This is a genomic window from Actinoplanes sp. NPDC048791 (assembly GCF_040650095.1).
GTDB lineage: Bacteria > Actinomycetota > Actinomycetes > Mycobacteriales > Micromonosporaceae > Actinoplanes.
On sequence record NZ_JBEZGQ010000889.1, the window covers coordinates 1 to 3,450 of the forward strand.

Genomic DNA, 3,450 nt, shown 5'->3' on the forward strand with positions numbered 1-3,450 from the left:
GCCGGGCTGGCTGGCGGCCGGGCCGGCCGGGCGGCCGGGCGGCCGGGGCGGCCGGGCCGGCTGGGAAACGCATTCGGCCCGGATCCGGCACGGGCCGCTGAATATGAATGCGCGACGCATTTCGAAGTGCGCAACAAACGTCCCGGCCGCGGCACGCATTATCGCCGGGACTCCGCCGCGCCGGACCCACCGAATGGCCGTCATCCACCCGGGTGAAGCTCAAAGGAATCCCCACCGGACCACCATCCCGGAGCGTTTCTCTCATTAGCCACCCGAGCCGGACCCAGCCACCCGCCCGACCAGCACCGCGTGGCCGATCCCTTGCCACGCAACAGCCGTAAGGCCGACCACCTACCACGATCCAAGGCCCGCCCGCTCCGGCCTTTCCGCTTACCCCGGTCGTGGTTCATCACCCTTCCGGGCCCGCCCCGGGCCATTCGGCCGTTTACGTGATCGGCCGCCGCTGGCTTACCTTTTGTATCCCCGGCTGCGTCGTCCGCACGGTTCCGGAGGGAATTCCCGCTGAGCTGAGATACCCGGGCGGAGGTGTCGGCACATCGTCATCGTGGATCTTGTCACCGGGCCGGCTCTCGGCACCCTTGTTGTTCTTTCCGGTCTTCTCTGGGGCGTTGCCGGCGCCGGCCGGTGGCTGTTGCGGCCCGAGGTCGTCCGGGGCCGGGGGCTGCGGGACTGGCCCGCGCTCGCCCTCCTCGTCCCCCACATCCTCGTGGCCCTGCCGTTTCTGCTGGCCGGTGCGCCGTACCCGTTCTGGGTCGTGGCCGTGGTCGCCGCCGTTGCCGGGCTGGGGCGCGCCGGACTGCGGATGGGCGGGCGGCTGTCCGACGACGGCCGGGTCTTCAGCGTCTCCGGGCCCCTGCTGGCCGTACTGGTCGTCTCGACGCTGCTGCTGGAGTTCGGCGCGTTGCTCGTGGTCCGGCTCGCCGTGGTTCCTGATCCGGGCGGCACGTTCGCCAGCGGTTTCGCCCCCGACGCCCTGCGGCAGGCGTGGTCGGCGCTGGGTCAGCCGGCGCTCGGGATCGCCGTCGTGCTCGGAGTTGTCGCCTGGCTGAGCCGGTCCGCCGGCAGCAGAGCCCAGCGGGTACGCCGGGCCGTCACCTGGACCACCCGCACCGACAGCCTGGAGCACATCCACTCCGCCGCCCTGTCCGCGACGCTCGCCGGCGTTGTTCTCCTGCCGTTCGTCCTGCCGCTGTTCTTCGGCTCCGGGTCGGTCGCGCTGACTGCCGGGCCGGTCGCCACCCCCGAGTACGGGAAACTCCTCCTGCTCGCCGCCCTGGCCTTCGTAGTGGCCCGCGACAGCTTCCGGTTCCGGGCCGTGAGTGTCCTGGACACGTGGCGGGACATCCGCGACGGCGCCGGCAGCGTGTGGCGGGGCTCCACCTTGCGCGCCCTGTATCGCGCCGGTCGTTTCCTCGGTCTGCCGCTCGCTCTGTTCGGGCTGGTCGCCGTGGCCAGCGGGTTGCGGCACGACTTCGGCACCGTGGTGCCCGCCGCGCTGATGACGACCGGGGTGACCTGGGCCGCCACCCGGCGCAACGTGGAGCAGGACCGGGGCGGGGACCCCGGGCGGGCCGGATGGGCGGTACGGATGCTGTCCGCGTACCGGATCTTCATTGCTCTTGCCGTGCTGTTCATCGTCGGAGCCGTGAGCCTTTTCAGCACCGACTATGTCGGGGAGCGGGGCCGGGTCTGGAACGATCCCTGGGTCTTCCGCTGGGACGCGCCCTGCATGGCCGTCGACGTGCGCACGGAGTCCGGCCCGGCGGTCCCGGCCGGCCAGGTGCCCTGCCGCCGGTCGCTGGCCGCCGATGTGGAGAGTGAGCGGTCGCAGGTCGCGCGGGCGATCGCGGCCACCGCCGACGGCGGGCTCTGGGGGCGCGGGCTGCGCGACACGGCCGCCGGGGCGGTCACCGCCGGCACCACCGACTTCGTGCTGGCCGTCGTCTGGAACAAGCTCGGCGGGCTGGTCGTGATCGCGGTCGGGCTGCTGGTGGTCCTGCTCGGCGCCGGACTGGTACGGGCCAACGCGCCCCCGCCCGGCTACGAACGCCCGCCGGTGGCCATGCTGTTCGGCGCCGGACTGGGCGCGATGATCGTCGGGCAGTTCCTGTTCGTCCTCGCCGCGACCGCCAACCTGGTGCCGCACACCGGCATCCCGGCACCGTTCCTGTCCCGCGGCGGGCAGTCGACGCTCACGGTCGCGCTCGGCATCATCCTGACCCTGCTGGCCGCCCGCACCGCGGCAAACCGCGCAGCCCGAACGACCAGCCCGCCAACCCCAAGCCGGCCAGCACCCGGGACCGGAACCGGACCGGTAGCCCAGGCGGCAGCCGGACCAAGAGCATGGGCAGGACCCTGGTCCGGAGCCCGGGCGGGAACCTGGCCCGGAAACCGGGCGGGAGCCGGACCCGGAAACCGGCCCCGAACCGGACCGGGAACCCTGGCCGGAGCCGTAGCGGGAGCCGGGGCCGGGGCCGGAACAGGGCCTACCGAGCCGGCCCGCGTCGGCACCTCGCTGGTCACGGTCGGCGCGATGGTCGCCGTCGTGGCGGGTCTGACCCTCGTCCCCTACTCGGCGCCACGGCTCGCCGGTCTGCAACTGCCGGCCGTCTACGACCCGCATCGGGTCACGTGCCCAGCCCGTACCGCTGATCGCGCCGGACTCACCGCCCCGGCGCCGGACCCGGCAGCCTGCTCGACCGACCTCATCGCCCAGGCCCGCACCCGGGTCGAGCTGCGCTTCGGTGACCGGCCCGGTTTTGTCCTCGACCGCACCGGCGACGGCTGGCAGCCGGCGCCCGCGAGCCGGCCGGCCGGACTGACCCCGGCCGATCTGACCGGCCTGATCCGCGTCGCCGGCGGCCCGGCCGGGATCGTGGAACGCAGCTACCCCGCCGTGATCTCCGGTACCGCGGGGCCCGGTCTCGGGGACCGCCTGCTGCCCCCACCGGCCGGCGGCCGCGTCGACGGCCAGGTCCGGCTCACGCTCGATCCCGGGTGGCAGCATGCCGCGGCCGAGGCGCTGCGCGGTGGCACCCCCGCCGGCATCGTCGTCCTGGACGCGACCACCGGCGACGTGCTCGTCAGCGCCAGCACTCCGGTCGCGCCCACCAAGGTCAAACCTCCTCACGCCGAGGCGGCGGCCGCCGGGAAGTTCGCCGCTTCGCACAACTACTACGTGCGTCCGGATCCGGAGGGGCAGCTCGCGGACGGCCGGCCCGATCCGTGGTGCCCGCGGCGCAGCCGGGACGACATCGGCCAGGACGCGTGCTGGCGCTGGTCGCACGCCCCGCGACCGGCTCCCGCCGCCGACGCGGACGCGCGGGTCAACCGGGGCTTCGGCCGCCGCTACGGGCTCGGCTCCGCGTTCGACGTGGTGGTGGCCGCGGCCTACCTGGACAGCGACCGCGCCGGCGAGCCGCCGGCCGG

At 74.2% G+C, this 3,450-nt stretch carries 2 protein-coding genes; both read left to right on the forward strand.

Going from position 1 to position 3,450, the window contains the following annotated elements:
• Nucleotides 1–216: hypothetical protein (locus AB0C29_RS39135; protein ID WP_360831633.1), on the forward strand; the 216-nt coding region annotated here is incomplete at its 5' end.
• A 349-nt stretch (nt 217–565) separates the two neighbouring features.
• The coding region (locus tag AB0C29_RS39140; RefSeq protein WP_360831636.1) for an FtsW/RodA/SpoVE family cell cycle protein at nt 566–3,450 on the forward strand (2,885 nt) is incomplete at its 3' end.